General features: G+C 34.7%; 22 protein-coding genes. 6 read left to right on the forward strand and 16 right to left on the reverse strand.

Translation table 11 applies throughout. The features are described 5' to 3' along the window. The first annotated feature begins 230 nt into the window (after window positions 1-230). On the forward strand, window positions 231-1,826 hold the full coding sequence (gene istA, locus KTC94_RS05345) for an IS21 family transposase (protein ID WP_220320585.1): 1,596 nt from the start codon (window positions 231-233) through the stop codon (window positions 1,824-1,826). Next, the gene (istB, locus tag KTC94_RS05350; protein ID WP_253198316.1) at window positions 1,823-2,587 is read left to right on the forward strand and encodes an IS21-like element helper ATPase IstB; all 765 of its coding nucleotides are present in this window, start codon (window positions 1,823-1,825) and stop codon (window positions 2,585-2,587) included. The genes istA and istB overlap by 4 nt, the downstream gene beginning before the upstream one ends. A gap of 581 nt (window positions 2,588-3,168) precedes the next feature. On the opposite strand, the gene KTC94_RS05355 is transcribed toward istB, so the two are convergent. Further along, entirely contained in the window at window positions 3,169-3,942 is a 774-nt protein-coding gene (locus KTC94_RS05355; protein ID WP_220320221.1) for an N-acetyltransferase, read from the reverse strand. A gap of 531 nt (window positions 3,943-4,473) precedes the next feature. Between KTC94_RS05355 and KTC94_RS05360 the strand changes: the two genes are divergently transcribed. Continuing rightward, window positions 4,474-6,075 carry a DHA2 family efflux MFS transporter permease subunit gene (locus KTC94_RS05360; RefSeq protein ID WP_220286662.1) on the forward strand — a complete coding sequence of 534 codons (1,602 nt, stop codon included), beginning with the start codon at window positions 4,474-4,476 and terminating at the stop codon, window positions 6,073-6,075. A 293-nt stretch (window positions 6,076-6,368) separates the two neighbouring features. After that, complete coding sequence (locus KTC94_RS05365) at window positions 6,369-6,980, forward strand: TetR/AcrR family transcriptional regulator (RefSeq protein ID WP_220286661.1); 612 nt, start codon at window positions 6,369-6,371, stop codon at window positions 6,978-6,980. Window positions 6,981-7,272: 292 nt separating this feature from the next. On the opposite strand, the gene KTC94_RS17730 is transcribed toward KTC94_RS05365, so the two are convergent. Next, a complete protein-coding gene (locus KTC94_RS17730; RefSeq protein ID WP_369811898.1) occupies window positions 7,273-7,518 on the reverse strand; it encodes a hypothetical protein in 246 nt (81 codons plus the stop codon). 29 nt (window positions 7,519-7,547) lie between these two features. On the opposite strand from KTC94_RS17730, the gene KTC94_RS05370 reads away from it, so the two are divergent. After that, a complete protein-coding gene (locus KTC94_RS05370; RefSeq protein WP_258280765.1) occupies window positions 7,548-7,766 on the forward strand; it encodes a TetR-like C-terminal domain-containing protein in 219 nt (72 codons plus the stop codon). Window positions 7,767-8,344: 578 nt separating this feature from the next. Here KTC94_RS05370 and KTC94_RS05375 read toward each other — a convergent pair. The 7 genes from KTC94_RS05375 to KTC94_RS05405 form a co-directional block, all read right to left on the reverse strand. Beyond that, on the reverse strand, window positions 8,345-8,515 hold the full coding sequence (locus KTC94_RS05375) for a hypothetical protein (protein ID WP_220286658.1): 171 nt from the start codon (window positions 8,513-8,515) through the stop codon (window positions 8,345-8,347). An 841-nt stretch (window positions 8,516-9,356) separates the two neighbouring features. Further along, window positions 9,357-9,734 carry a DUF3888 domain-containing protein gene (locus KTC94_RS05380; RefSeq protein ID WP_220286657.1) on the reverse strand — a complete coding sequence of 126 codons (378 nt, stop codon included), beginning with the start codon at window positions 9,732-9,734 and terminating at the stop codon, window positions 9,357-9,359. 911 nt (window positions 9,735-10,645) lie between these two features. After that, window positions 10,646-13,219, reverse strand: coding sequence for an FtsX-like permease family protein (locus tag KTC94_RS05385; RefSeq protein WP_220286655.1), 2,574 nt, complete (start codon window positions 13,217-13,219; stop codon window positions 10,646-10,648). Continuing rightward, window positions 13,216-13,899, reverse strand: a complete 684-nt coding sequence (locus KTC94_RS05390; protein WP_220286654.1) for an ABC transporter ATP-binding protein — start codon at window positions 13,897-13,899, stop codon at window positions 13,216-13,218. The genes KTC94_RS05385 and KTC94_RS05390 overlap by 4 nt, the downstream gene beginning before the upstream one ends. Window positions 13,900-13,981: 82 nt before the next feature. Beyond that, window positions 13,982-14,971, reverse strand: coding sequence for a sensor histidine kinase KdpD (locus KTC94_RS05395; RefSeq protein ID WP_220286653.1), 990 nt, complete (start codon window positions 14,969-14,971; stop codon window positions 13,982-13,984). Beyond that, the gene (locus tag KTC94_RS05400; protein ID WP_220286652.1) at window positions 14,958-15,644 is read right to left on the reverse strand and encodes a response regulator transcription factor; all 687 of its coding nucleotides are present in this window, start codon (window positions 15,642-15,644) and stop codon (window positions 14,958-14,960) included. Before KTC94_RS05400 ends, KTC94_RS05395 begins: the two co-directional genes overlap by 14 nt. Continuing rightward, window positions 15,641-15,850, reverse strand: a complete 210-nt coding sequence (locus KTC94_RS05405; protein WP_253198218.1) for a helix-turn-helix domain-containing protein — start codon at window positions 15,848-15,850, stop codon at window positions 15,641-15,643. Before KTC94_RS05405 ends, KTC94_RS05400 begins: the two co-directional genes overlap by 4 nt. 1,081 nt (window positions 15,851-16,931) lie before the next feature. Between KTC94_RS05405 and KTC94_RS05410 the strand changes: the two genes are divergently transcribed. Then, window positions 16,932-17,099 carry a hypothetical protein gene (locus KTC94_RS05410; protein ID WP_220286651.1) on the forward strand — a complete coding sequence of 56 codons (168 nt, stop codon included), beginning with the start codon at window positions 16,932-16,934 and terminating at the stop codon, window positions 17,097-17,099. A gap of 199 nt (window positions 17,100-17,298) precedes the next feature. On the opposite strand, the gene KTC94_RS05415 is transcribed toward KTC94_RS05410, so the two are convergent. The 7 genes from KTC94_RS05415 to KTC94_RS05445 form a co-directional block, all read right to left on the reverse strand. Beyond that, entirely contained in the window at window positions 17,299-18,333 is a 1,035-nt protein-coding gene (locus tag KTC94_RS05415) for an L-threonylcarbamoyladenylate synthase (RefSeq protein WP_220286650.1), read from the reverse strand. Between the two features lie 162 nt (window positions 18,334-18,495). After that, window positions 18,496-18,972, reverse strand: a complete 477-nt coding sequence (locus KTC94_RS05420) for a GNAT family N-acetyltransferase (protein ID WP_220286649.1) — start codon at window positions 18,970-18,972, stop codon at window positions 18,496-18,498. Between the two features lie 153 nt (window positions 18,973-19,125). Further along, a complete protein-coding gene (locus tag KTC94_RS05425) occupies window positions 19,126-19,368 on the reverse strand; it encodes a hypothetical protein (RefSeq protein ID WP_220286648.1) in 243 nt (80 codons plus the stop codon). A gap of 2 nt (window positions 19,369-19,370) precedes the next feature. Further along, window positions 19,371-19,994, reverse strand: a complete 624-nt coding sequence (locus KTC94_RS05430) for a flavodoxin family protein (protein ID WP_220320251.1) — start codon at window positions 19,992-19,994, stop codon at window positions 19,371-19,373. 246 nt (window positions 19,995-20,240) lie between these two features. After that, entirely contained in the window at window positions 20,241-20,471 is a 231-nt protein-coding gene (locus tag KTC94_RS05435) for a hypothetical protein (RefSeq protein WP_220320222.1), read from the reverse strand. Between the two features lie 73 nt (window positions 20,472-20,544). Further along, the gene (locus KTC94_RS05440; RefSeq protein WP_216303606.1) at window positions 20,545-21,078 is read right to left on the reverse strand and encodes a flavodoxin domain-containing protein; all 534 of its coding nucleotides are present in this window, start codon (window positions 21,076-21,078) and stop codon (window positions 20,545-20,547) included. Window positions 21,079-21,196: 118 nt separating this feature from the next. Then, window positions 21,197-21,388 (reverse strand): hypothetical protein, encoded by a 192-nt coding sequence (locus KTC94_RS05445; RefSeq protein WP_216303605.1) that lies wholly within the window; start codon window positions 21,386-21,388, stop codon window positions 21,197-21,199. Window positions 21,389-21,398: the final 10 nt, after the last annotated feature.

The raw sequence follows: 21,398 nt of genomic DNA on the forward strand, positions 1-21,398 counted from the left end.
TTATCTCCCACAATATCTCCTGATTACTTGACAATTTTGGAGAAACAACATCAAAAACTCCGTGCTCATAAGAGAATTTATTTCCGCACTTCTTACATTCCAATTTTTCAGACAAGTCACATTTGCATATGTATATGTTAATCTAAAACTACCCCACAATTCTAATTGAAATATCCCCCACCTTACAGTAAACTTTCTTATGAGAGGCATCATAAGAGGGGGAAATGGAGATGATTAAATTGAGTGAAAAACAACACATCATAATATCGGCACATCTAAACGGAAAGTCTCAAAGGTCCATAGCTAGAGAGACTGGAATTGATAGAAAAACCATTAGTAAATATGTTAAAGAATACGAAGTGGCAAGACAAGAAATTTTGAATTTTAATGGAGGAATTGATGATATAAGAGAACTTCAGGACAGTATTGTTGAGAAACCTAAATACAATTGCATAAATAGAAAAAAGAAAAAATTAACCGATGAAATTATAAATAAGATAAAGGGGTATATTGAAGAAAACCAACAAAAACGGTATGCCGGGAGGCATAAGCAGCAAAAAAAGAAAATTGATATATATGAAGCGTTAAAAGAAGAGGATTACGATATAAGTTATCCAACTGTGAGTAACTATATAAATAAATTACTTGAGAATGGAGCCGAGGCATTTATAAAATCAGAATATGAGCTTGGGGATATTTGTGAATTTGATTGGGGGGAAGTAAAGTTAACTATTAATGCTGTGGATAGAACATTTCAAATGGCTGTATTTACATCTGCAAAAGGGAATTATAGATATGCACAGTTATTTGCTAAACAAAATTCAGAGTGTTTTCAAGAAGCTCATGCTTTGTTTTTTGAACATATAGGACAAGTATATAGAACAATCGTTTATGATAACATGAGAGTTGCAGTTAAAAAATTTGTAGGACCTACTGAGAAAGAACCTACGGATGCATTGCTTAAAATGTCCATGTATTATGGCTTTGATTTTAGGTTTTGCAATACTCGAGCTGGAAATGAAAAAGGTCATGTCGAGCGAAGTGTAGAGGTAGTACGACGTAAGTCTTTTTGTAAAAATGATAGTTTTAAATCATTAGAAGAAGCTAATAAATTTCTGATGGAAACATGCGATAAATTGAATAGCCAACCACATAAAATAAAAAATATGAAGACTGCAAAAGAAATTCTTAATGAGGAAAGACAACATATGGGGCCTTATATTGCAAAACTTGACACTGCTAGGATAGAAGAACCTAGAGTGGATAAATATTCGACATTCTCAGTGAATACCTGTCGGTATTCTGTACCTGATATATATGTTGGAAAAAGAATATTCATAAAAGTATATTCCAATGACATTGTTTGCTTTAGTGAGGGTAAAAAAATAGCTTCCCATGAAAGGAAGTTAGGATTTTATGAATGGTCTATTAAGCTTGAACATTATCTTAATACCTTTAAAAGAAAGCCAGGATCATTAGCTTCAAGCACTGCAATGCTACAAGCAGACCCTAGGATTCAAAACATCTATGATACCTATTATAACAAAAAAGAGAAAGATTTTATAGAATTACTTTTATTTATAGGTAAAAGCAATATCTCTAAGGTCCTAAATGCAATAAATTTATTAAATAAAATAAATCCTACGGATATAACAACCGAAAAAATAAAGTCTATTTGTAATAGAGATTATACTAATTTTATCGAAAATAATGTTATCCAACTAAATTCAACTGTTGAATTTAAACCTAACGGTTTACTAGATGTGTATAAATCTTTAATACCAATATCAACGGAAGATTTTAATAATGAGGTGGCTATAATATGATAAATAAGAAGAAATTATATAAAGATATTGAAGAATTAGCAATAGATCTTAAACTTGCAGGTATAAAAAATAACTTTGAGGTGGGTGCGAAAGATGCTTGCATTAATGACATAAGCTATGAAGAATTTCTTTACAAATTATTGGAAAAAGAATCTGTTTTAAGAAGTGAAAGTAGTAAACAAAATAGAATTAGAATAGCAAAGTTTCCTTATAAAAAATATATCGAAGATCTTGTAGTTGAAGATTTACCAGTTGATGCTAAAAAGAAATTAAAGACGTTAAGTTCACTTGGATTTATTAGTACAGGACAAAATGTAATTTTAGCTGGAAATCCTGGGACAGGCAAGACCCACATGAGTATTGGCCTTGGAATAAAAGCTTGTTTAGCTGGCTATAAAGTTCTTTTTATTACGGTATCATCGCTTATCACCCAATTAAAAGAAAGTCGTTCTCAGAAAGTATTAAGAGCATTTGAAAATAAATTTGATAAATATGATTTAATTATTGCTGATGAATTGGGATATATTTCCTATGATAAAGAAGGTTCAGAACTTTTATTTAGTCACTTATCATTAAGAGCAGGTAGAAAATCAACTATAGTAACCACAAATTTATCCTTTGAAAGGTGGAATGAGATATTTAAAGACCCTATTATGACCGCTGCAATGATCGATAGACTTACGCATAAGGCATATATAGTAAATATGAATGGTAACTCCTACAGATTAAAGGAAACTAAAGAATGGCTCGCAAAACAATAATAAAATTTCCCTTCACTATATAATTAATTTGGAGGGAATATTATTTTTTTTTACAATTTTTGGTGGAGGAGTTTTGGGTTAGAATATGGGGGAGTTTTCACTTGACAAATACAGCATACGGGACACATAAGTAAATCTTGGATTTTTTCATTGAATTTTTACCCCCTGTTATATAAGTAATCTGTTTATAAGTGTACTTGTTATTCCTAATTCACAAACTTTTAGACTTCCCCCCAAAGTAATAGATAGTGGTTATTTTGCCCACCCCCCCGAAAAGGGGGAATAGGCAAATCACTAATTCGATATTCTCTGAAATGTAGCCATTCCCAAACTAGTTTCCTATATTTATATTTCAAAACATGTACTATCCATTTGACATATGTCAGAAATAAATAAGATGTACCTATGACACACAAAAACACCCATCATTAAAAAATTAATTCAGAACATTATTTTTGCTAACATTTTATTTCAAATAACGTTTTGAACTCAAGACGTTCCTAAGCCCTAGCGCGACGCGATTGGCGAAGGAATGTGCATTGGCTATCTTCTACTTGAGTGCGTTGTTAGGCGTTCGTACTTCATTTCAATTCTTTTTCTAATATTTTGTCAAAGTGGCTGTCCATGCAGACACTTATATCTGTTGTAATAAACTTACCATTAAAGAATAAACTAAAAATAGTTGCAGGACTTGGTGCTAATTGTGACTGTTCCATTGTTTCAAGTTTAATAATCTTGTAGGGCAAATTCCTTTTAGTAGCGGTTTCAATCAAAGAAGTCTTTGCGTGAAATTCTGCAAATGGGCACCTATTTGAAAAATATACAACTATTCCTTTTTTGTCAAAACATTCACCACTGAGTACAGATTTTTTAAACTTAGGTGTTTCAGCATCGGGGTCAATTTTCATCACTAAAAGGCTGAAACCGGATGATATTCTCTGACAATCTACGAATCCTTGTTTCAAAAGCCATTTTGTATCACTCATAAAATGGAATTTCTTTGTCCCAACAACAGTAACTAATCCACTTTTTCCTTGACTTCTTGCATCTTCAATAGCGGTTTTCAACAATTCTTTTCCATAACCCTGACCTTTATATTGTCCGGAAACCCAAAAACAGTTGACCATTAGATAATTTGGAGCATCTATAGGAACCCAGCTCATTTCAGCAGGTCCATATTCAATAAAAACTTTTGCTCTTGCATCAATTCTTCGGAAAACATAACCATTATCAAATTCTTTTTTTAGCCAATCTTTTTTTAGTTCATAACTTTCTTTACATTTCTTATCCGATATAGCGCAGCAAATGTGTTCTTCTGCAATGTTATCGCTATTTAGTTTGGTTAATTTTTTCATCTTTTTCACCCTTTCCTTTAATTAGTATGACGCCTAACGTATCGTGTTGCCGACACTCTCCTTTACGAGTACGACATATAATATATATTTAATCATATCACAACAACCATAAATTGAGTATATTTACAATTTTTTTAAAATGAGTAATAGCCTCAAAGTGAAAGTAACTCAATACACACTTAATCAAGTAAACCCATATCATCAGATATGGGTTTACTTGTGACGACATATATTAATGCTACTAACTATTATTTATTTTTATTTTTATTTTGACATTCGTATTCAGACAACATTTTTACTGTATAGTTTTTATGGTAGCCTTTTGCCTATATGGCTTTTTTTTAATGCATAGCTTTTCTCAAAAGGCCTTATACATTTAATATATAATTAATAAAAATGAACTTTATTTCACTTTTAATTGACTTCTATATATCTTAATTATATAATTTAATTATCGTTTAAAAAATGAACTTTGTTTCATTTTTATTAAAATATATAAGCTTAAATATATTAATTAGGAGGATATTTTATATGAAGGATAGCAAAAAAAAATTACTGGCTCTAATTGGTCTAGTTATGTCTGGGTTTATAGGCTCATTAGATTCTACAGTTGTAAATGTATCTCTACCAGCAATACAACAAAGCTTTGATGTAGAATTTCAGGGCGTAATGTGGATAAGTACAATATTCTTATTATTTAATGCAAGCTCTCTTGTTACTTTAGCAAAATTAGGAGATATGTTTGGTAGGAAAACGTTATTTCTAATATCTTTATCTGTATTCACTATATCATCTGTCTTATGTGGTATTTCACCATCTTTATTAATACTTATCATTGCTAGAGCTGTTCAAGGTATAGCTTCTGCAGGATTAATGACTATAGCTATACCGATAGCTCTAGGTATGTTTCCAAAAGAAAAAAGTGGAATGATAGCTGGAGCATGGGGATCATCAATGGCACTTGCAATGGCTATTGGTCCGTCTCTTGGAGGTTTTATAACAGAAAAGATTAATTGGAGGTATATTTTTTATATTAATATACCTTTAGCAATAATTTCTTATATATTGGTTACAATGTTTGTATCTAAAGATGAAATATTGTTAAACAATAAGAAAATAGATCTGGGTGGAATATTATTTCTTTCAATATCCTTATTCTGTCTGATTTATGGGCTGTTAGAAGGGAATAATTATGGATTCGATTCTATAAAAATATTAACATTATTTGGTGTTACAATAATATCAACAATAATTTTATTAATTATTGAAAAAAGAAATAAGAATGCTCTATTTGATCTCTCCCTTTTCAAAATAAGAAGTTTTACAGTAGCATCAGTTACTTTGGCTTTTGTTGGTGTTGTTTATGCTGTATGTGGAAGCTTAATAAATTTTTATTTAAAAGGTATATTGAATTATACTACTTCACAATCTGGAAATATAATAGCCTTTATGTCCATAGGTTTTTTAGTCTCATCTATTATAGCTGGAATTTTATCTACTAAATTAAAATTTTCAACTCTATCTTTTATAGCTGTAATAATATGTATGGCATCATTATACTTAATATCAACAATCAACCCCAATGTTAGTATAAATACATTAAGATTATACTTATTCATAGGAGGATTAGGAAACGGTATAGTCGGTGGTCAATTAGTTGCATCTGCTTTAGCAGACATCCCTAAAGAAAAAAATGGTCAAGCTTCTGGAGTTAATAGAATGATCGCTAATATAGGGAATTTACTATGTATCTCAATATTATCAGCTATATTAATAAGCAATGAAAATTATTATTTCAACTCATCTAAAAATGAAATGATTAATTCAATAAAGGTTGAATCTAGATTAAACTCAAATGTAAAAAATAAAATTATTGCTCAATTAGAGAATATGGATAAGGGTAACTATAACAAATTACCAGAAAGAATAAATTTTGTGATAAAAAATACAAGTACGCCTAAAGAAGAAGCTTATATATTAAGTAATATAATAAGTAGAGATACAAAATATACACGAGAGAATACATCAAAAGCGTTTACTGATACCTTCAGAATTTCTATTTTAGGATTAGTTCCAGCCCTTATTTTAAGTCTATTTGTAAATCCTGAATGCTTATATAAAAAAAAAGAATAGTAAACTTCAAATGTTAAATGCCTCCTTCAAGTACGTATTTAACATGCTACAGTGAATCGGTAGGTTATTATGAATTGAATTTTTTTAAGAGAATATATATAATTCATGAAATAATGACCTTTATTTAATTATTAAATAAAATATTTTAGTTAACTTTTATATAAAACATGAAAAAAAGTTCATTTAATATTATAAAAATTATAATATAATTTTTATAATATTAAAGTTGTTTTATTGACTTTTTTCAAAAGAAATTTTACAATGATAATGTAAAAGTATGGAGGTAAATATTAGTGAAGAACATACGTAAAATTCAAGTACGAACTATAGAAAACAAGGAAAAGCTCGTTATATCAGCCGATGATCTATTTATGATTAAGGGTTTTTATAATACAACATCAAAAGAAATAGCAAAACATGCTGGAGTTTCAACAGGTGTATTTTATAATTATTTTGATAACAAAACGGATATATTTATAGAAATTTATAAAACCACTTGTTCATATTCATATAACTATCTAGAGAATTTAATAAGTAACTTATCTATAGAAAATGTAGATTACAAACCTTTGTTTATAAACTATATTCGTAATGGTATAAAAGCATCTTGTAAAAACAGACATCTATATGATGATTTAGAATCATTAAAAAAAGAGTCCTGTGAAGTATACAACATTTATAATTATAACAATGATAAAATGATTTTACTTCTTCAAGATTTTATTAAAAGTTTATATCATGGAGAGAAAAACATTAATTGGAATATAAAATGTCAAATAATATTAAATACTGTTCAAAGTAATGCAAATGCTATCGTTGCAATAAAAGATACTAAACAAAGAAATGAATACATAAACAACTTAATAGATATGTTATATAAATTTATATTTGATAATAGGGATTGAGTAACATACAACATAATAAGATGTTATCTTAAATGAAAGAAGAACTGAAATTTTGAACCTTATTTACTAATAATAAAAGTGCGTAATTATTTAATACTACCGCATTTAATATGAAATATATATAAGGTATTTATTAATTTGTAAAAAATTAACGTTTAATGTTATAACTTTTCTAGTGATTAAGTCACAATTGTGTTTTATTGCTAAGCACTTTTGACAGAGTTAACTGTTTTTTTTAACGTAAAAAGGAACAGATTCTGAAAACAGATCCCGTTCCTTTTTCATTCTTTATTTATTCTTTTTCCTGTATTTCTGAATATTTGTACAAATATTTAGACCAGGAACCCATAATTTTGTGAAGCGCCGGTATCAGAATTAGAGTTAGAATAATTCCCAACAAGGAGGCTAACATGATTGTATTCATGCCATAATGCAATATCTTCTCAGCGGTATATAAGGACCAGACACTAGGCAGTGGTAAAATAATTGATGTGATGACTCCTGGTACATAGTGCTTAAAACGGATGCATATAAACATATGGATAAAAACCAAATGTAAAGTTACCCCTGCCCGCTTTTGATGAGGTAAAGGGTGAAAAGATGCCTTTTCCTAAAGAAAATATTCAGTACGCTTTAACATCTAGCACTGGTGGGTTTATGCACATCCTTCTCAGGTGGCTGAACGACAGTACACAGAAATCGCCAGAAGAAATGGCAATAGTAGTGAAAGATCTTGTTTCAATCTGCAATTATTCGAATCCCATAAAAAAAGCGAATCAGTCATGAATTTAGCTTCAATGAGGAATGACCCATGACAATAAATATTTGAAAAAAGTGTGTTTCCAATGTAAGAAAAGCCTACTTATTTAACAGCCGGAGCGCCTGTTTTTCTGTTCAAAGGAGGTATGCTCTGTAGCACTCGCTGTTGTGGTAACCGACACCCTGATGACCTTTATACTCAGGATGTTGTGGTGTTACAAATATATACCACTTATCTATATACAGAAAAAAATTGCATAAAATACCTAAAAGGTTTTTTAGATAATTTGCCTATTCCACCTTAGGGCTGGTCCACCTTGAACAAGTTGTGATGAACCTACAACTTGCACAAGGTGGCTGGGTATTTCAAATATACGTGCGTAGTATTGTTTACATCTGACACGCATATAATTTAGCTATGGCAGCACTTCCCATAATAAATTTTGCTGCAAATAGGGGTACAGGTAGTAACGGAACCAAAAACTACTATAAGTGTGCAAAAAAAATGGAATTTTAAATTTAAATAGCTGTTTATCATCAATCTTAAGAAAAGAAAAAAAGGCATCGCTGCCTTTTGGTTTGTTGAGCAATATATGAATGTTGCGTCATTTATGGAAATTAACTAATTTTGTAACGCAATACGCCATTCCTGTTGTGCCACCACAACCAACTATAATCAATATTGGTTCAAATTCTGCATATTTCATACTAAATGCAAAGGCTAAAAAGCCAATTATTGCACCAAAAAAATATATATAATAAGACTTATATTTCATAGTACCCCCTTTAAAATTGTTTCGTCATCGCTTTAAGTTGCGACTTAATCACTAGAAATATAATACCATTAAATACTATTTTTACAAACCAATACAGCCTATCTTTATACATTTCATAATTTAGTTTGATGTTAAAACGAATTACTCTCCGTAAAGGTGTACTTTTTTAAACGGTATATAGAGCGTTCACTATATCTAATTTTTGTGTTTTTGAACGTTCATATTAAATAATTAGTATTCTCAAACACCTACTGTGTACAGATTAGGTTTAGTTATCGCCATATATTTACAGACCTATAGCTGATTTCTGTTCCGTTACTACCTAAACCCCTAATACAGAAAAAATGGTTTTAGAATTACCATTAGGTAATGAAGTATTCAAGTTGTCTTATATTAGGGGGTAGTATCCGCTAAGCGTAAATTTACCACGTTAAGATACATATTACCAAAATAACGATAAATCCAGGGAGAATATTAAATATACTCGTGTTATTTTAATATTTTTCTCAAAGGTTTTACATTAGCTAATATATATTTTTTATTACTTTTTTAGTTAGCATTATCAATACTATAATTCTACTTTAACTAACTTGTTTTGAGCAAAAAAATAAGAGCTTTATCATTTCGTGATTAAACCCTATGTGTATCAATGTTTTACAGTGATGTTATATATTTTTTCGAGTTAGAACTTTTTAGTATTAATTCTAAGTCGGAATATTTTGATAAAAGACTCTTTTGGTAATAACTGTCTCAACGTATATTTTCCGCGTTTTGCGAGCACTACCCCCATATGCAGTAGCAAATCTATTACAGAAAACAAAGTCCATATTAAGTTGCAAAATCATTGCAAATATAGAGGTAACTCAAAACTTTTAATATGTTCAAATTTTTTCATAATAACACCTGACGGAGATATTTCAAATGTAATGTTATCAATACCAATAGTATTATGCGCACCCACAAATGGTTTAACTTGAAGCTTTAATAAAAATCCAAATGTCCTATAACCATCAGGTCTAATAGCCTCTAAAACTTTTATATCAAAAAGGTCATATTGCACTGGCTTTTTATAGTATGATTCCAAGCCATCTTGTATATTTTCAAATAGCAATGTAGTAAAAATATCCTGATATAATTCTTCCGTAGAGTTTTTTTGTGGGATACTAGAAACTGAGGCATGGGAATTAATTGAAAAAGATAAAGACAACAATAATGTCATTACTAAAAATAATATATTCTTTTTAATATATATCACCTCTTTTATTTATTAATTATATTATTATCTTATAATTAATAATTTATGAGAATTATGGTATGATCAAATGTATATTTTATGAATGTATTTATAATTCAGCTATCAAGACAATCAACATATCATGATATGTTGATTGTCGGTATCCTTTATGGAAATATTGAGGATGGAGAGACTAAAGACATAGATATTGAGGATAGGTATCATTCAATTTACCTGAAAATTGATTGGCGCAGAAGTAATGAATTATAAATCAATCTTAGTATGAGACTAAGATGCCGCACTCAAAGGCTGGTCCACATCAAATTTTCTCATTCATTCTTCATACGAAAACCTGATGTGGCATGGGTCTGTGTAGTACCGGAACACAGGTCCTAAATTTTACCATCTAAGTTTCATTTAAAGATCCTCGTTTATCATGTTTGCGGATGCTCCACAGACTATGGCTGATGAAGGGAGATGGCGGGGAACGGCGGCTGGGGCAGTAAACAGGCCCGGCCCGAAGTTACAAGATACTTTGCTGTCGGCTGGCTAAATCAAGCCGTTATGTTTCCATAACGGCTTGATGTGCTGTTTTGAAATACAGTAATAACAAAGCACGGCAACGTCCTCCTTTTACGCCGCCGTGTCCCGAAAAAGGGGCACAGTTTATCAATCCCTCCGGTATACAGAAAACGGCGATTTTGATTTTCAAAACCACCGTTTTCTGTATATCTTTTTATGGCATAACGAACCCCCGCCGAATAACGTTTTTTTCTTTTTCCGCTTGCGCGGCGGGTTTTTTGCCGTATTTTATTGTGGTACAACTTCGGGGCGATTGCGAATCACTTGAACTAAATGTTTTTTTGATTTTCTATCAAGTCAATATCGGTTTTGAATTAATTCATGTCATCCCGAAGCGCGTCAATAATATTTTCTTTTTTTATCTTGCTAACAGAATACAGCATTGTAATGAACACTACAAAGAGCACGCTGAACACGCTGATTGCCATATTGCCCCACGGGAACATAAAACCGATGTCCTCCCCGCTGCTGACCATCCCTTTGTAAATCAGCCAAGAGGAGATTGCCGCTATGGGAAGCCCGAAGAGCAACGCCTTCATGCCATAAAAGGCACACTCGAAATTCATCATCTTTTGGAAATCGCGGTCAGACATCCCCACAGATCGGAGCATGGCAAGCTCTCGCCGACGCAGCTTGATATTAGTGGAAATAGTGTTGAACACATTAGCAACCGCAATCAGCGAAATCATAATGATAAAAGTATAAGCGAACACGTTGACAATTAATATATAATTGCGGCTCTGATCAAACATTTCATAATAATTGTACAGTTTATAATTGGATTTAATTCCCATACCCTTAATCATCGCTTCCATTTTAGCCATCGACTTTGTGGGATTCTTTAATCTAAAGGTCAATCCCTTAATAACCGCATGGGTATCGGAGGTTTCAAACTTCTCTTTGAGCGAATAGGGGACCATCACGCTAAAAATGCACGGATTCTTCGACCCGGAGTTTCCTAGGATCGGGAGTGTATCAGGCAGCACGGTATTGACAAACGTAATGCTTACGTTTCGCCCCTGTTTTATCTTCGGCTTGCCATTTGTTTCGGGAGCGATGGTAAAATTCATGGAAGAACTCTTGAATATATCAATCAGCTCGCTCTGCCCGGCTTTCGCGTTGTCTACTTTTTGGGCAACGGCGATCATTTTCGCGTTTTTCCCGGTATATTCCTTTACGGGCAAACCCAAGCCTTTGATAATATTCAGATAGGCGCTATCACCAAGAAACTGGATGTCCATTGGCAGATTAACCGTTTTGTCCGGCAAATTATAACCCGCGTATTTCCGGTAGCGGTCTGAAAAATTGCTTGCTTTAACCGCGCATGAATACTTCATAAGCGCTTGATACGAGCTTTCGTAAACACCGTCGGCGGTTTTCAATTTGTCGTAAAGCGACAACATTTCGCTATCGTCCATGTCCTGTGTGGCCAAACCGATGTCAAAGGTAGTAACCTCTACTGTCCGCTCCGACACCTGTTTTATATCCGTTACAAAAGCACTGGTCGATATAAACAGCACTACGCTTAAAACAAGTGATAGCACAATGCTGCGATAGCGTTTCTTGTTTCTTTTAAAATTCTTTAGCGCAAGGGTTCCCTCCAAACCGTAAATACGCTGCGCCAGTTTTGACGTTTTCACGGCTTTGGATTCAACTTTGACCTCGTTCGTCTGGCGAATACTCTCCATAACGGGAGTGCTTGCGGCCTTTCTGGCCGGGATATAGGCCGAAATCAGAATTGTAACTATGCTGACTGCCGCCGCGCCGACAATCGCGGGGACGGACACTGTCAAGGTGAAATGGACGTTGCTGTAGAGAACGTGCTCAAAATTCTTGGCGACACCGGAAATCACAAGCCCGATGCTGCCTATGCCAACGATAACGCCAATCGGTATGCCGACCGCACCTATACAAAGTCCCTCAACTAGCACCGAATTTCGCAGCTGCCTCGCTGTGGCTCCCACCGACGAGAGAATCCCGAACTGGTGTGTGCGTTCATTCATTGATATGTTGAACGAATTATAAATCAGAAAAATCGAGCCTACCATTATCAATGCAACCAAAATGCCGCCAATCGAGTACAGAAGCGTGTTGAAAAACTTATCCTCCGAAAGACCCATGAAGCGCAACACATTATCGTTAAATACATAGCTATGGCTTTGGGCTGTGCTGCTTGCGTAAGCGTGAACCCCATGCGGGTTTTTAAGCGTGACAAATAGGTTTAAGCTGTCCGCTTTGCCTTCTGCATCTGCTTTCGTTATCAAGGTATATCCCGGCGCGGAAGACTCATCAAAACCGGGTTTTTCGCAGATTCCGACAACCTTGTAGGTTCTCTTGGCTTTTGGCATAAGAGTTTCTTTTCCAGAAATGTAAGGGTTTTGTTGACTGAGATTTTTGTTGACCTCCATGCGGCTTCCGACAGCAAGTGAAAGCGTGTCACCCACCGCAAATTGAACGCCGCCGCTTGCTTCGACGCTCAGCGGAACAAGAATCTCCCCACTGTTTTTCGGCAATCTACCTGAAACCAGGGTTATGGGCAAGGTATCAAAGGCTTTCTTGCTAAATCCGGCTATAAAAAGATACGGCCTTTTGGGGTTTTTCCCTCCGTCAAGTTTTGCGTAGCCGATATTTTCAAATGTTGCGGTGTTTGCAACTCCATTGTCGAGAGTTCGTTCCTGTGCGAAAGAGGAATCAACGTTCAAATACTCGACGTGCCAATCGCCGTATTCCTGGGCCGCGCCTTTTGCCAGATAGTTCAGTATGGAAACACCCAAGGTAGCGACTGCCGTAATCATGGCGGCGGACAGGATAACCCCGATAACCGTTACAATCGTTCGTGTTTGGCTTTTTTTCATGCCTTGCAGGGTAACTTTATTGAAAATATTCATGGTCTCACCCTCTCGTCTCGCACTACTTTGCCGTCTGATATGCCGATAATGCGGTCTGCTTGCAGGGCGATATTTTCGTCATGGGTGACGAGGAGCAGGGTCTGCCCATATTTTTTATTGCTTTCTTTCAGCAGTTTGATGATTTCATGTCCATTTCGGCTGTCCAAACTGCCCGTGGGTTCATCGGCAAGCATGACCGCCGGGGAGTTCATCAAAGAGCGTCCTATGGAAACGCGCTGTTGCTGACCGCCCGAAAGCTGATTGGGTAAATGCGTTTTGCGGTCTTTTAGCCCAAGCAGTTCCAACAAGTCATTCAGCCGTTCCTCGTTGACCTTGCGCTTGTCCATCAGTATAGGCAAAGTGATGTTTTCCACCACATTCAGAGTGGGAATGAGGTTGTGAAACTGGTAAATCAACCCTACCTGCCGCCTGCGGAAAATGGCGAGTTTTTCATTGTTTTGGGCATATACATCCTGCCCCTCCAAATACACCTTTCCGCTTGTCGGCACGTCCACGCCGCCGATGATGTGAAGCAATGTGGATTTACCGGAGCCGGAGGAGCCGATAATTGCGGTAAACTCCCCCTTTTCGATTGTAAGCGAAACATGGTCAAGCGCGGTAACTTGGTTTTCGCCCTTTCCGTAGACCTTGTATAAATTTTCAATTTTTAAAAACTCCATTATGTGAGTCTCCTTTCTCATGTCTTACCCATATAATAGCACCTTAAACTTACATCTCTGTGACTTTCAGGTGAGAGATTAGTCACTTTGGGAAACGAATGGCAAATATTGCGCCGCCCTGCGGGTGATTTTTTGCGGTAATCGTCCCTCCCTGCCGTGTTATAATCATCTTGCAGAGAGCCAATCCAATCCCGTATCCTGTAGCGTTTGGGTTTTTCCCACGATAAAACCTGTTAAACAGGCAGGGTAAATCTTCTTTTTCAAAGCCCGCGCCACTGTCGTGGATGGCAATCTCGGTAAACAGTGGGTTGTCCGTGCAGACAATCTCAATCTTCCCGTTCTCGCCTGCGCTCTCCATGCAATTTTTGAGGATGTTTTGAATTGCTTCCGAAAGCCAACCTGAATCACCCTGAATAATCATACCTTTCGGTGCATCTATTTGAAAATCAATATCGTGCAGTTCCATTGGGATTAGAAACGGGCGAATCGCGGCACATATCAAGTTGTTTACATCTATCTGCTCGCTTTGGAACACCACAATGCCCGCGTCCAAGCGGGATAACTTCAATAGGGAAGTAATCAGCCAATCCATCCGCACAAGCAATTCCTCTGTTTCCCGCACAAATGCTTTCCGCTCGGTTTCATCAGGGTTATTCGCTAACAATGACAGAATGAGGTTCACGGATGTGAGCGGGGTTCGGAGTTGGTGGGCTATGTCGGCCAGCGAACCTGCAAGATGTTCTTTTTCTTTTTTCAGCACGTCGTTTTGCTCCCGAATGCGCAACGTCATTTTTGTTATCTCGCTGTGCAGAATGGAAAGTTCGCCCTCGTCCGATTCACCAATATACAAATGGTCAGCATTATGAAGCACAAGATCGATTTGATCTGAAATCCGAGCAATGCTTTTGTATCGGGCTTTGGTAAACGCGAAAAACGCTGTGCCAAAGACGGCGGCAGAAGCAATGGCAAGGATTCCAGCCAACCTATTTATTGTAAATCCCAGCGTTACAGTGGTGGTAGCTATTAAGGAGAACAAGATTGCAAGCTGCCGAAACTCTCTATTCCGAAGCATACTCGCCCCCCAATCTATACCCCGTTCCGCGAACGGTCAGAACGATTTGCGGACTTGCGGGGTTGTTCTCTATCTTCTCCCGCAGGCGTTTGATGTACACGGTCAATGTATTGTCATTGACAAACTCGCCCGCCGCGTCCCACAATTCGTCAAGTAGCCTGCCCCTCGTGATAATGCTTTTGGGGTTTCTAATAAACACCAGCAACAAGCGGTATTCTAATGCTGAAAGGAAAACCTCGTTGCCGTTTTTCTTCACAACGCCGCTTGCCGTATCGACATAAAGCCCTCGGATTTCAAAAGCCGACCTAGAACGCCCGCTTTTTCGCAGGGCGGTTCCAATTCGCGCAATCAATTCACGCGGACGAAAAGGCTTGGTGATATAGTCGTCCGCGCCCATATTCAGGCCGGTAACAACACTCGCCTCATCGTCGTAAGCCGTCAGAAAGATAACGGGAATATCTTGCGTTTCTTTGATTTCCGTGCAAACCATAAAGCCATTTCCGTCAGGTAAAGAAATATCAATCAACGCCAAGTCAAATTTATTCCCGGCAAGAGCGGCAAGGGCTTCACTCCGCGTAGGGGCGTGGGTGACTGTAAATTTCTCCGCGCGGAGCAAAAGCATAAGGTTTTTAGCGATTGCCTTATCGTCCTCAACCAAAAATATCCGTTTCATTTATTTTCACCATCCTTTACTTTACTGCTCCTATATCGTCCGTCAGCCGGTTTTTCAGTGTCAGCAGGAACAAGCCATGTATTTCCCATTTTTTTAGCTCCCTTAATCCGCCCGGAAGAGCAATGGCACACAACCATTCTGTCTGTGATTCCCGAAATTTTCGCTGCTTCTTTTGTCGTTATATAATTCACGCATAATACCTTCATAACTCTATTGTATTTATTTTGACGGAAATTTACATGCTGAGGTATAAAACAAAAAATTACAGGAGCGTTGAAAAGCGTTCGCGCTCCCGCAAAGGCTAAAGATGTTAGGCGGCTTTAAATGTCAGTATTCCGGCAAGCAGGCCAAGGTGGTACATACCTTGCGAATTTGCTCAAAATCCCCTTGCGGGATTTTTGGAAAATCTGCTTATTGGGGAGTATCCCCAATCCCCACTGAACACACAATAAATTGTGTGGCTACGCTCACTCCGTGAGCTGAAAAAATCACAGGTCAGATTATCTCTGCTCCTGTTATTTTTCTTTTTTTCGATGAGCCATATCGTCGCCTATAAGACGATCAACATTTGCATTTGCGGTAACTACTTCCTACATTTCTTTTTTTACCGAATGGTACTTTGTATAGGCTTTTTTCTTTTGGGTGAGTAGCTCGGAATATTCTATTTGCAGAGCCTTGACAGTATGCAACTTTTTAACGCCCAGCTCATCAAAAGCCGCCTTTGCACGGTTACAATTGAAATCTTTTTTCTCATATATACCTCCTGCTTGCAATTCATCTTATTGCTATAAATATAATTTTACCTAATTGACGTATTAACTTTAACCGTCTTATTTGGAATAATTTTATCGTAATTCGACAAAACGCAACGAATATTGGGGGGGATAGGCAAAAACACCCACATTCGTACACAATGATTTTAAAATTTAAATTCATAAAAATAGTTAGATTTATGAATTTGTCAAGTAAAATAATTACATTTTTGTAATTATACTTTCCTTGACGTACGAAATATCATTTTCGCTGACACTACCCCAAAAATAAATTGACTATTTTATTTTTGGGAATGGCATTGCAATTTTACTTATTCTTCCACAGTTATACAATAATTTTATAATAATTATTCATCACCCTCATTGAATAATTATTATAAGATTGTCAATAATTTAGATATCCTACTTTAGTTAAAAAATTATTTACAAAAGCTTATAAATAGATTAGCAAAAGATGCAAAAGTAATTCTACATCCGATGAATAATTTGAGAATTATTTATATGAGGAATTGTCATGAAGCATCTTAAAGTAGGATTTTTCGTAGTATCCATCATAATACTTTCCATACATTATAAGGTAGTTGAGATTAATTTTAATATCCTGTCAAAGAATGTAGGAAATATTGCTGTATGGATAGCTTGTACTATGCTAGGAGCGATTATTTCATCCTGGCTTGAATAATGAGCCGGAAGGTAGCTTCAATAAAAAGAAGTTGCCTTTTGCTTTTTACAAATTATTTACAATTCGCACTGTTTAGTAAGTTCGACATATCACAGTTACTGCATTTTGTTCGTCAATTATATCCTACAATATATTCTCAATATTGCTCTTAATAATCACAGCTGTTCCTGTTATTGTAATTAAAAACAACCGATATGATTTATATATGAATAATGTTTCCTGCACTTGCTTTTTCTAATCGATTGATTATAGAATTCCCTAACCCATTGTTATTGGGAGCTTGTATATAAATATGACTTACACTCAATTTATCACATTCTCTAATCAAATCAAACATCTTTTGTGCAGCTATATTTAACATTTTAAAGCTTCCTAAACTATATATATGTTGATAGTCCTTAAAATCGTTTAAAAATTCTTGAAAACAAATTACAACATCATTCTCATTTGCATTTTCTTTAATCCATTTAGAAGTTTTTACATAATCTCCTTCAACCAATGTTAGTGGTGCATCTGGTGCATAGTGTTTATATTTCATTCCTGGAGCCTTTGGAATTTCATTTTCTTTCACGCTTAATAAATCCTTTTTATATATAAGATTTGGAATCACATTACATATGTCATCCAAGCTTATTGCTCCTGGCCTTAGCAGTATTGGGGCTGGAGTAGACATATCTATAATTGTTGACTCTAACCCAATTGAACACGGCCCTCCATCTAAAATACAAGAAATTTTTCCATTTAAATCATTGTAGCAATGCTCGGCACTAGTAGTTGATGGCTTTCCTGATAAATTTGCAGATGGAGCTACTAATAAAGTTCCACTTTCTTTAATTATAGCCCTTGCTATTTCACTTTTTGGGAATCTAACTCCTACAGTTTTCATTCCTGCAGTAATTGTATCTGAAATGCAATCTTTCTTATTAAAAATCAAAGTTACTGATCCCGGCCAAAAAGTACCAAATACTTTCTCTGCTTCTTTTGAAATATCTTTGCATATGTCATACACTTGTTCCAATTTATATATATGTACCAATAATGGATTATCCTGTGGCCTTCCTTTAACTTCAAATATTTTTTTTATTGCATTTTCATTAAAAGCATCTGCGGCTAATCCATAAACAGTTTCTGTTGGAATTGCAATCACTTCACCATTTCTTAGATACTCTGCACCTTTTACAATATTTTTATAATTAATATTTAAATCTTTAACATTTAATATTTCTGTTTCCATAGATAAACTGCCTCCTATTTGCGTAATTTGTTTGGTATAATAACCATTACTATTTATCCCACTAATGGCTGTTATACCACACACCTATTCAGTTCCAAAAACAACCGTTTATGGTGCTTATACAGTTGACGAGCAATAAAAGAATGTTGTAAATTATAACCACTATAAATTTAATTCCATTTTTTTGTTTCTTGTTAACATTCCCATTTTTTCATAAAAATAAATTGCACCTTTATTAAATTCCCATACAACTAATTGTAATGATGAAGCACCTTCTGCTCTTACATAATCTACAATATATTGAAATAATAATCTTCCAATCCCATTTTTCTTATAATTTGAATTGACACAGAAATCATCTATATAAGCCACTCTTCTTGGTATTAATATTGATACGCTTTGCATATCAATAATTTTCACTGTACTATAAGCAATTGATTCTTTTTTATCAGTATTTTCAACAACAAATAATTTTGTATTATATGTATTCAATAAATTACTAAAATGCTCTTTTAATAAAGGATTATTGATATTAAAAACATCTGGTCTATTTTCAACATGCAAATTATGTACCTCGGCATTAAGGTTACTAATATCATTGTAATCACTACTAATTGCTTCTCTTACTGTTAAATTCATAAAAATCCCTCCTCCATTAGTTCGTTATATATTACAATTATTCATGTATCGTAGAATGTCACGGTAGACGTATTAGTCACCCAGTACACTCCGCACAGATCCCAGCGTGCGGAACTACCGCAGCGGGCTCTTCAAATATATTCGCTTACGTAATCACTCAAAACAGGTTTCGATTCTCATTTGTGTTTCTGCTCTTTCCACTACTCTATGTTTAATTAGTCCATACCAATTCATCTTTTTATTAAACTCTTCCAAGTTGAAACCCTTTCTTTGATTTCTACGATTCATCCATTTATACAATATTCTTAGGGATGGTCCATAGAATTCACTAAGTCCCTTACTATTTCCTATTACTCCGTAATAGTTGAAATATCCCCTGTATTTAGAATTTAACATTGTCACAATCCAAGGCTCATTCCTCTAAATAGATTGTATGGTATTAAAACAGCAAAACTCGGTGTATGCATTTTTTTAGATGAAACATCATTATGAAATTTTTCTGCCAACCTTCTGCATTTTATTTTTATTCTTTTATTTACTGTATAATCATTCCAACTATATGATATGACAGGTAATTTATAACAATAGCTAAATCCAATTCCTTTTAGCCACGCCGAAAGGTAGTTTACTGCACTATTACCGCCTACTCCACCCACTGTTGTAACAACTATTGCTTTGTTTTTGAAAAAGTGAGGTCTGTGAAACATATAGCACAAGTGGTCAATCAAATTTTTAGTCAAAGCGTTTGGTTGCATATTAAAGGTTGTCATTGCAAAAATCACGCCATCACTTTCATCAATTTTATCAATTATTCTCTGCATAATTTTATGATGCGGACAGTGTTCATGCCCTTTTCTAAAACAAAGACTACATCCAGTGCAAAAGGGTAGTTCCAAATCTGTTAACTGTATTTCCTCAAATGTTGATTCAGGTGAGATTTCATGTAAATCTTCCTGAATCAATTTAACTAACCGCCATGTATTACCCCTATGAGGGCTTCCATTAAATATTAAATATTTAATATTATTTCATCTCCTTCTAAAAATATTCATAGTTCATAGAGCAGTGATGTTTATGAATCCCTTCATCCTTATTTTCTTTTTCAAAGGTAGTATAAATAATATTTAATACGCAATATTATACTGTTGTAACACAAAATATTTATTTAATTATACTATCATTACCGTAAATTGTATACTAACCCAATATATATATGATAAGTGGCAGGTAAATAGGTATAGTACAAAGATTCATCTTATGTACTATACCTATTTATCATCAATCTTAGGAAAAAGAAAAAAGGCATTGCTGCCGTTTGTGGCTGTTGGACAATAACCTTTTTTCTGTGTTAATTCATCAAAATTACCTATCTCCTCTATCCTTCCATTGTTGGCTACTATTATCCCATCATACATTCTGAGTACTTCATCAACAAGTTTGTGTGTAACTACCATACACGTCAATTCATCAATACCTAAAATTACAGGTACAGTTGACATACGTGTAAAAACCGGCCACATTCTGGATATTGATTCCAGTACATGGCTTTAGTTCTTAAACAATAAAATACTGTTATGAATTAACATAAGTGATTATTTTATCTATATTTTTCTTTCTTGTAAAATCTACGGGCTTATCGTAGCAGGCTAGCATGCCTCTTTCATCAGGTGTTAAATCTTTTTTCATCTTCACCTTCATCTGCATCTTCCATTTTAGTAATGTCATAAGCACCTTATCAAAAGGCTTTAGTTTACTATAATTAAATCCACCTCTTAAATAAAAGAACTGTATATGTTTCTGTTCTCCAGGAGTAAAGTTTGTATTTCTTACTTCATCTATCGCCTCTTGGCTAGAGGGAGATGCTCCCGTTGCAAAAATAATGACTTTTTTATCTTTAAGTATATCCAAGTTCTTTGTTATATATTTTACTCCATTGATACCAACAGCATACAAACTGCCACCGTAAATCACGATGTCATAGGCTGCCACTATATTGGTTGCAACATTTGAAACATCAAAAATATCAGCCGATAACTCCTCTGCAATCCATTCTGCATATTGCTTTGTAAAACCTGTTTTTGATTTGTAAATTACTACAACTTTCATTATTAGAACCTCTTTCAATATAAATTTCTTGGAATTAAAATACAACTAAGCCTTACATCTACCTAAAATCAATAAAGAGATAGCTTCTACGTTCCAAATCATAATCTATTGGCTCCTTTTATTTTCTTGAAACTCCTTTAACAAGGAGTTCTACATAAGCATTTGTTGTAGCAGTTATTATATTTTCATCATAAACGTTATTTAACACAATCATAGTAACCACACCCAATATACTTGTAGTCATTAAAACTGCTGTAAATTTTGTATCATTTATAACAAAATCATCTGAGGAAACACCTTTATTTAGCATATTTACAAGT

The organism is Clostridium sp. CM028 (assembly GCF_030585565.1).
Lineage (GTDB): Bacteria > Bacillota > Clostridia > Clostridiales > Clostridiaceae > Clostridium_AD > Clostridium_AD estertheticum_B.

Bases quoted from the DNA above. Each gene is read 5' to 3' on its own strand.
- istA (WP_220320585.1), top strand. From the start codon at position 231: ATGATTAAATTGAGTGAAAAACAACACATCATAATATCGGCACATCTA.
- istB (WP_253198316.1), top strand. From the start codon at position 1,823: ATGATAAATAAGAAGAAATTATATAAAGATATTGAAGAATTAGCAATA.
- KTC94_RS05355 (WP_220320221.1), bottom strand. From the start codon at position 3,942: ATGAAAAAATTAACCAAACTAAATAGCGATAACATTGCAGAAGAACAC.
- KTC94_RS05360 (WP_220286662.1), top strand. From the start codon at position 4,474: ATGAAGGATAGCAAAAAAAAATTACTGGCTCTAATTGGTCTAGTTATG.
- KTC94_RS17730 (WP_369811898.1), bottom strand. From the start codon at position 7,518: ATGTTTATATGCATCCGTTTTAAGCACTATGTACCAGGAGTCATCACA.
- KTC94_RS05375 (WP_220286658.1), bottom strand. From the start codon at position 8,515: ATGAAATATAAGTCTTATTATATATATTTTTTTGGTGCAATAATTGGC.
- KTC94_RS05380 (WP_220286657.1), bottom strand. From the start codon at position 9,734: ATGACATTATTGTTGTCTTTATCTTTTTCAATTAATTCCCATGCCTCA.
- KTC94_RS05385 (WP_220286655.1), bottom strand. From the start codon at position 13,219: ATGAATATTTTCAATAAAGTTACCCTGCAAGGCATGAAAAAAAGCCAA.
- KTC94_RS05390 (WP_220286654.1), bottom strand. From the start codon at position 13,899: ATGGAGTTTTTAAAAATTGAAAATTTATACAAGGTCTACGGAAAGGGC.
- KTC94_RS05395 (WP_220286653.1), bottom strand. From the start codon at position 14,971: ATGCTTCGGAATAGAGAGTTTCGGCAGCTTGCAATCTTGTTCTCCTTA.
- KTC94_RS05400 (WP_220286652.1), bottom strand. From the start codon at position 15,644: ATGAAACGGATATTTTTGGTTGAGGACGATAAGGCAATCGCTAAAAAC.
- KTC94_RS05405 (WP_253198218.1), bottom strand. From the start codon at position 15,850: ATGAAGGTATTATGCGTGAATTATATAACGACAAAAGAAGCAGCGAAA.
- KTC94_RS05410 (WP_220286651.1), top strand. From the start codon at position 16,932: ATGAAGCATCTTAAAGTAGGATTTTTCGTAGTATCCATCATAATACTT.
- KTC94_RS05415 (WP_220286650.1), bottom strand. From the start codon at position 18,333: ATGGAAACAGAAATATTAAATGTTAAAGATTTAAATATTAATTATAAA.
- KTC94_RS05420 (WP_220286649.1), bottom strand. From the start codon at position 18,972: ATGAATTTAACAGTAAGAGAAGCAATTAGTAGTGATTACAATGATATT.
- KTC94_RS05425 (WP_220286648.1), bottom strand. From the start codon at position 19,368: ATGTTAAATTCTAAATACAGGGGATATTTCAACTATTACGGAGTAATA.
- KTC94_RS05435 (WP_220320222.1), bottom strand. From the start codon at position 20,471: ATGTCAACTGTACCTGTAATTTTAGGTATTGATGAATTGACGTGTATG.
- KTC94_RS05440 (WP_216303606.1), bottom strand. From the start codon at position 21,078: ATGAAAGTTGTAGTAATTTACAAATCAAAAACAGGTTTTACAAAGCAA.
- KTC94_RS05445 (WP_216303605.1), bottom strand. From the start codon at position 21,388: ATGCTAAATAAAGGTGTTTCCTCAGATGATTTTGTTATAAATGATACA.